We start from the raw sequence: 6,981 nt of genomic DNA on the forward strand, positions 1-6,981 counted from the left end.
GAATTGCGCCGGCCCTTGTGGGAGCTGGCTTGCCTGCGAAGGCGGTGTATCAGCCACCCGCAAGGCAGGCCCAGAGACCGCTATCGCAGGCAAGCCAGCTCCCACCTTGGCTGGTCGGTTGAGAGGTTCACTCATGCCAGCGCTTCCTGTTGCACTTCCACTTCGCTGTACCGATTGGTCGGCACCTCCAGCCCCAGGTTGTCGCGCAAGGTCTGGCCGCTGTATTCGCTGCGAAACAGCCCGCGTTGTTGCAGCACTGGCACCACCAGTTCGGTGAAGTACTGCAAGCCATCGGGCAGTACCGAGTTGATGATGAAACCGTCGCTGGCGCCGGACTCGAACCAGGTTTGGATGGCATCGGCAACCTGGTCCGGAGTGCCGACAAACTCGCGCTTGGGCCGCGAAAAGCGCAAGGCCACTTCGCGCAGGGTCAGGCCTTCGTCCCTGGCCAGTTGCTTGATACGGTCAGAACCGCCTTTCTGGCTGTTGCTGCCCAGGTCGCCAAGTTCCGGGAAGGGTTCGTCCAATGGGTATTGGCTGAAGTTGTGGTCGTTGAAGGGGCGGCCCAGCGCCACAATCGCATCTTCGACGGTGACCAGATCCACGGCCTGCTGATAGCGGCTTTCCACCTCGGCAGCATCGCGCCCGACAATCGGACGAATGCCCGGCAAAATCGACAGGCTGCCCGCATCACGGCCAAAACCCTTGGCGCGGCGTTTCAAATCAGCCGAGTAAGCCTTGGCTTCTTCGATCGTCTCAACATGCACAAAAATCGCATCGGAATGCTCAGCGGCAAAGTTGCGCCCATCTTCAGAGGTGCCCGCCTGGAAAATCACCGGCTGGCCCTGACGCGAGCGGGCGATGTTCAGCGGGCCTTTGACCGAGAAAAACTCGCCCTTGTGGTTCAGCGCGTGCAGCTTGTCGGGGGTGAAAAATTCGCCGCTCTGCTTGTTGTAGGCAAAGGCGTCGTCTTCCCAGGAATCCCACAGGCCCTTGACCACGTTCAAGTGTTCCTTGGCGATGCGGTAGCGCACGGCGTGGGGCGGGTGCTCGGCTTTGCCGAAGTTGTCGGCGGTGCCGCTCAGCCAGGAGGTGACCACGTTCCAGCCGGCGCGGCCGCCGCTGATATGGTCCAAAGAGGCGAACTGGCGCGCCACCTGGTAGGGCTCGGTGTAGCTGACGGTCACGGTGGCGACCAGGCCGATGTGGGTGGTCAACGCGGCAAGGGCCGAGAGAAGGGTCAGCGGCTCGAAACGGTTGAGGTAGTGCGGGCTGGATTTGGCGTGAATGTGCAGGCTGTCGGCGATAAACACGAAGTCGAACTTGGCGCTTTCGGCCAACTCGGCCTGCTGTTTGTAGAAGCCAAAGTTGGTACTGGCATTCGGTTGCGCCTGCGGATGGCGCCATTCGCCCCAGCCGTGACCGACACCGTGGACCATAGCGCCCAGTTTCAGATGACGTGGCGTGCTCATATGCGGCTCCTTGCTTAGCGCGATGCTTGGGAAGTGGGAAAACGTTCGGCGTTAAAGCTGGTGTCGAAACCCTGGGACACGTCGATGCGCTTGGGCAGCAGGCCTTCTTGCTGATAGGTGTCGGCGGTGGCTTGCAGGCCCTTGATCACGCTGTCGTCAATCACCACGGGGTTCAGTTGCGTGTCTTTGGCCACCTCCAGGTGCACCGCCAAGGGCAGGCCGGTAATTTTGGCTTGGGCAGCGGCGTATTCATCCGGGTGTGTGTTGGCCCAGGCGTAGGCACGGTCGACGCGGGCCACGAAGTCATCCAGTTGCGGGCGTTTGTTGGCGATGGCCTGGCTGGTGGCGGCGAAATACAGGTGGTTGCTCAACAACTGTTTGCCGCTGACCAGGACGCGGGCGTGGCTTTGTGAGGTGACCACCGTGGTGTAGGGATCCCAAGTGGCCCAGGCATCAACGGTGCCGTTATCGAGTACCAGCCGGGATTCAGCGGGCAGCAGGAAAATGAATTGCACATCCTTGGTCGTCAGGCCTGCGCTGGCCAAGGCCCTGATCGCCAGGTAGTGCCCGATGGAGCCGCGCCCGGTGACGATTTTCTTGCCCTTGAGGTCGGCGGCCGTCTTGATCGGCGAGTCCTTGGGCACCACCAGGGCGGTGGTGTTGCGCCCTTCGGCGTGGATGATGCTGACCACCTTGAGCGCGGCCCCGGCGCCCAAGGCGAACACATACGGCGCATCGCCGAGGGCGCCGATATCGACGGCACCTGCGTTCAGGGCTTCGCCCAGCGGCGAGGCGGAAGGGAACTCCGACCACTGGATCTGATAGGGCACGTTTTTGGTTTCGCCAGAGGCTTCCAGCAGCGCCTTGATCGTGGATTTCTGGTTGGCCACCCGCAGCGGTTGCAGGTCGGCGGCGTGTGCAGTGCTGATCAGGCCGAGGGCCAGGGCGCTGCTCAGCAGCAGGTGTTTGAAGGGCGTGCTAAAGACCATGATGGATAAATCCCAGGCAAATTGAAAAAGTGTGGGTTACCTCCGCCTGGCAAGGGGTCGGTGCGGCCTGCCCCGGTGTGGGGCAGGCGTGAAGGTGGTTCAGATCACGTAGAAACCGTGGGTGCCATCGCGCGCCAATTGGTCGACCAGGCCGAATTCCCAGTCCAGATACGCCTGCATGGCTTCCTTCGGGCTGTCGGTGCCTTCGTACGGGCGGCGATAGCGGTCGATACGCGGTGACGCGAGATGGGTCTCGCCTTCTTCCAGTGGCAGTTTTTCGGCGATCCAGTTAAGCGTGCCCCCTTGCAGCAGGAACACCGGCTTGCCGGTGATGGCTTCGACCTCGGCGACTGCCAGGCGCGCCAGTTGGCTGGTGCCGCAGGTCAGCACATAACGTTCGGCAGGCGGCACCTTGGCCAGTGCGTTGGCCAATTGCGCACGCAAGACCCAGAAGGCACCGGGGATATGGCGTTTGACGTAGTTGACGCTGGGGGTGAAATCCAGCACCGCCGTGTCGCCATGGGGTAGCCACTCGGCAAGGGTGTGGGGGCTGATCAGTTCGGCCTGCAAGGGTGCCGGGACCGGCGCTACCCAGGCGCCTTGTTCGCTGAAGTTCGCCGCTTGCAGGTCGTCCAGCACGTACACCTCCCAGCCCAATTGCGCGAGCCATGAGGCGGACATGTTCGCCCGCACGCCGTCGTCATCGGCCAGCACCAAGCGCGCTCCGCGCACGCTGGCCACATGGTCGGTTTCCTGCACCAGCTGGCCGCCGGGTGTGGAGCGCGCGCCCGGCAGATGGCCGGCTTCGAATTCCTCCGGCGTGCGCACATCGAACAGGTACGTGGTGCGCTTGGGTTCTTGCTGCCAGCGTTGCAGGTCGGCGAGCGTGGCGCGGCCAACCCGCGCCTTGTCGGCCACCCGGCGCGCATCCCGTGCGGCGATCTGGCGGTGTTCTTCGCGGGTCGGCGCAAAGCGGCGCGCTTGGCCATGGGCGAGTTTCTGCCCGGCCAGGGTCCAGCCGATAGTGCCGTTACGCAGTGCCGACACCGGGTTGGCGATGCCTGAGTTGATCAGCGACTGCGTGCCGATAATGCTGCGGGTGCGCCCGGCGCAGTTGACGATGATACGGGTGGCCGGGTCCGGTGCCAGTTCACGGGCGCGTAGCACCAGTTCGGCACCCGGCACACTGATGCCGGTAGGAATGCTCATGGTCTGGTATTCGTCGAAGCGGCGCGCGTCGAGCACCACCACATCGGCCTGGCTGTCGAGCAGCGCCTGCACTTCTTCGGCGGCCAAGGAGGGCGTGTGGCGCTCACTCTCAACCAACTCGCCGAAGGCTTTGCTCGGTACGTTGACGTCGATAAACAGCTCGCCACCGGCGCGGCGCCAACCGTCCAGGCCACCTTCGAGCAAGCTGACCTGGGTGTAGCCCAACGCAACCAGGCGTGCGGCGGCACGTTCGGCCAACCCTTCGCCATTGTCATAGACCGTCACTTGGGTATCGCGACGGGGAATGCGCGCATACACCTCCAGCTCCAGCTTGGACAGCGGGATATTCGCAGCGAACAGCGGGTGCGACTCGGCAAAGAGCGCTTCTTCGCGCACGTCGACCAAGGCGACTTCTTCACGGTCCAACAGGGCCTGGCGAATCTGGGCGAAGCTGTGGTTCGATACGGTGGTCATAGGGCAGGGCTCTTTTCTTTGGACAAATCCCAGATATTCGGGAGGTAGGCGTTGGAATAACCGGAGATAAACAGTTTCTCGCTGCCGTCGGGCTGATACACCGCACGGCGCACGGCACCAATATTGGCGCCGTACACGTGAATGCTGATCGACACCTGGTCGCTGTGGGCATTGCTGACCTGATGGATATCGCCGATTTTGGGCGACACCGCCTCAACCTGGCCGGGCAGCAGTTGAACCGGTGTGCCTTCGGCCACCAGGCTGCCATCCGGCGCACGCTCAAAACCCTGGGAGAACTCTGCACCACGCAACATGCCGATCAGGCCCCACACCCGATGGTCGTGAATCGGCGTGCGCTGGCCCGGCCCCCAGACAAAGCTGACGATGCTGAAACGCTGGCGCGAATCGGCATGCAGCAAAAATTGCTGGTAGCGCTCGGGATCCGGTTGGGCGTACTCGTCGGGCAGCCAGTCGTCATGGCTGACCAGTTGCGCCAACAGCTTGCCGCCACGGTGCAACAGGTCGCCTTCGCGCGGGTTGCCGTCGATCAGTTCCGCCAGGGCGCCTATAAAGGCTCTGAGTCTTTCGGGGTGTCGGGACTGGGTCATGGCAATTCCATCATGGCGGTTATGGGGATGGCTTGATGGGTTTATATAAGCATAATGTTTATAGTTAATATGCTATTTTTTAATGATTAGCTTATAGCTTTAGGTAATTTAGAACCGGTCTGAATAGCGTTAGACGTTATCGATCACAGCGCAGGCTATCCAGACCGCCGTGTGGCAACTATGCTTGCCACACATCTTAATGACTGTTCTCTATGTGCGGCCCAAATGAAAATTGACGATATCGATGCCTTTGTCGAAGTGATTCGTTGCCAGTCCATCAGCCACGCCGCCGAGTCGTTGCAATTGACTCAGCCGGCCATCACCCGCCGCGTGCAGAACTTCGAGCAGGCGCTGGGCGTGGAGCTTTTCGACCGCAACACCAAGCCGCTCAAACCTACGCTGATCGGCACGCGGGTGTATGAACAATGCCGGTTGATCCTGCGCGAGATGGATGCCCTGCGTGAGCTGGTGGCCACCGATGCGCCGCCCACCGGCGTGTTGCGCCTGGGCGTGCCGCAGACCATCGGCGATGTGGTGCTGCTGGATGCACTCAAGCACCTGCGCAGCGAATACCCCGACTTGCGCGCCCAGGTTGCCACGGGGTGGGGCAGCCAACTGGTCGGCAAGATCGAGCGCGGCGAGCTGGATGCGGCGGTGGCGTTGTTCCCGGCGGGCAAGATCTTCCCGGACAACATTGTCGGCGAGTCCATCGGCAAGATGGAGTTGGTGGTGGTGTGTGCCAAGGCACAGTTGCCGAAAAAGCCCTGCAAGTTGGCTGATGTGTACCAGGGCGGCTGGATTCTCAACCCGGATGGCTGTGGTTTTCGTGCCGGGTTGCAGCGCACCTTGTCCGACCAGGGTTTGGCGCTGCGAGTGAACCTGGAAACCTTTGGCACTGAGTTGCAACTGGGCCTGGTGGCGGACGGCCTGGGCCTGGGGCTGGTGCCGCGGCCGCTGCTGGAGCGCAGTGCGCACCTTGAGCAACTGGCGGTGGTGCCGCTCAAGGACTTCAAACCGGTGATGGATTTGTGGCTGATCTACCCGCACTTCCTGGGCAACCTGCAAGGGCCGGTGGATGCGTTTGGGACGCTGGTGGCGGCCTCGTTACACAAGATTCGCAACGCTGCGTGAGTGCAGACTGATCGTTCCCACGCTCTGCGTGGGAATGCCTCTTGTGGCGCTCTGCGTCACGCTTTGGGACGCGGAGCGTCCAGGGCTGAATTCCCACGCGGAGCGTGGGAGCTATCTATGCGGTAGTCGGTTATTTTTATAAAAAAAAATAATAATTAGCTTAGATTAAAATGTGCTTTTTATTATTTTTGGCCATCCCCTAGGCTGACTGGAAGTCCTTAAGGCCATCCAGGAAGTTTTGCCATGAGCAGCGTCACCTCGCTTTCCAGTGTTTCCAGCAACGTCCGCCAGCGTGTCACGCCAGAAGAGTGGGAGGTGCGCGTCAAGCTGGCGGCGGCCTATCGGCTGGCGGCGCTGTATAAGTGGACCGATCACATCTACACGCACTTCTCCGCCCGTGTGCCGGGGCCGGATGAGCATTTCCTGATCAACGCCTACGGGCTGTTGTTCGATGAAATCAACGCCTCCAACCTGGTCAAGGTCGACCTCGACGGCACGATTGTCGACGACCCGACCGGCCTGGGTATCAACTACGCAGGTTACGTGATCCACAGCGCCATCCACGGCGCGCGTCATGACCTGCAAGCGGTGCTGCACACCCATACGCGTGACGGCATTGCGGTGTCGGCACAGAAGGATGGCCTGCTGCCGATCTCCCAGCACGCCATCGCGTTCTCCGGGCGCGTGGCGTACCACGGTTATGAAGGCGTGGCGTTGGACCTGGATGAGCGCGAGCGCTTGGTGGCTGACCTGGGCGATAAGAGTGTGATGATTTTGCGTAACCATGGGCTGTTGACTGCCGGTATCAGCGTGGAACACGCCTTCCAGCAACTGCAAGGGCTGGAGCGCGCGTGCAATATCCAGATCGCGGCGCAGGCAGGCGGCAATGCCGAGCTTGTCTTCCCGCCGGCAGAGGTGGTGGCCAAGGTGGAGGAGCAGGCCAAGGTGTTCAGCAATGGCGCAGGGCCGGGTGTGGCGCGGCATTGGAATGCGTTGATTCGGCAGTTGGAGCGTACGGATACCGACTACAAAAACTGAACCCATGCTTGACGCCAAACTCCTGTGGGAGCTGGCTTGCCTGCGATGGCGGTGTCTCAG

Annotated in this window: 6 protein-coding genes; 2 read left to right on the forward strand and 4 right to left on the reverse strand. The window is 61.7% G+C overall.

Translation table 11 applies throughout. The features are described 5' to 3' along the window. Positions 1-131: 131 nt before the first annotated feature. From FEM54_RS20150 to FEM54_RS20165, 4 genes are all read right to left on the reverse strand, one after another. Positions 132-1,472 carry an LLM class flavin-dependent oxidoreductase gene (locus FEM54_RS20150; RefSeq protein WP_138452645.1) on the reverse strand — a complete coding sequence of 447 codons (1,341 nt, stop codon included), beginning with the start codon at positions 1,470-1,472 and terminating at the stop codon, positions 132-134. Positions 1,473-1,486: 14 nt separating this feature from the next. Continuing rightward, positions 1,487-2,461, reverse strand: coding sequence for an ABC transporter substrate-binding protein (locus FEM54_RS20155; protein WP_138452647.1), 975 nt, complete (start codon positions 2,459-2,461; stop codon positions 1,487-1,489). A 99-nt stretch (positions 2,462-2,560) separates the two neighbouring features. Further along, a complete protein-coding gene (locus tag FEM54_RS20160; RefSeq protein WP_138452649.1) occupies positions 2,561-4,144 on the reverse strand; it encodes a rhodanese-related sulfurtransferase in 1,584 nt (527 codons plus the stop codon). Continuing rightward, positions 4,141-4,752: a cysteine dioxygenase family protein gene (locus tag FEM54_RS20165; RefSeq protein WP_017137764.1), complete on the reverse strand. Its 612-nt coding sequence runs from the start codon at positions 4,750-4,752 to the stop codon at positions 4,141-4,143. Before FEM54_RS20165 ends, FEM54_RS20160 begins: the two co-directional genes overlap by 4 nt. Positions 4,753-4,977: 225 nt before the next feature. Here FEM54_RS20165 and FEM54_RS20170 point away from each other — a divergent pair, with 225 nt between their 5' ends. Further along, entirely contained in the window at positions 4,978-5,883 is a 906-nt protein-coding gene (locus FEM54_RS20170; protein WP_017137765.1) for a LysR family transcriptional regulator, read from the forward strand. 243 nt (positions 5,884-6,126) lie between these two features. Beyond that, entirely contained in the window at positions 6,127-6,921 is a 795-nt protein-coding gene (locus FEM54_RS20175) for a class II aldolase/adducin family protein (protein ID WP_058421580.1), read from the forward strand. Positions 6,922-6,981: the final 60 nt, after the last annotated feature.

This window comes from Pseudomonas edaphica (assembly GCF_005863185.1).
GTDB classification, from domain to species: Bacteria; Pseudomonadota; Gammaproteobacteria; order Pseudomonadales; family Pseudomonadaceae; genus Aquipseudomonas; species Aquipseudomonas edaphica.

Bases quoted from the DNA above. Each gene is read 5' to 3' on its own strand.
- FEM54_RS20175 (WP_058421580.1), top strand. From the start codon at position 6,127: ATGAGCAGCGTCACCTCGCTTTCCAGTGTTTCCAGCAACGTCCGCCAG.
- FEM54_RS20150 (WP_138452645.1), bottom strand. From the start codon at position 1,472: ATGAGCACGCCACGTCATCTGAAACTGGGCGCTATGGTCCACGGTGTC.
- FEM54_RS20165 (WP_017137764.1), bottom strand. From the start codon at position 4,752: ATGACCCAGTCCCGACACCCCGAAAGACTCAGAGCCTTTATAGGCGCC.
- FEM54_RS20170 (WP_017137765.1), top strand. From the start codon at position 4,978: ATGAAAATTGACGATATCGATGCCTTTGTCGAAGTGATTCGTTGCCAG.
- FEM54_RS20155 (WP_138452647.1), bottom strand. From the start codon at position 2,461: ATGGTCTTTAGCACGCCCTTCAAACACCTGCTGCTGAGCAGCGCCCTG.
- FEM54_RS20160 (WP_138452649.1), bottom strand. From the start codon at position 4,144: ATGACCACCGTATCGAACCACAGCTTCGCCCAGATTCGCCAGGCCCTG.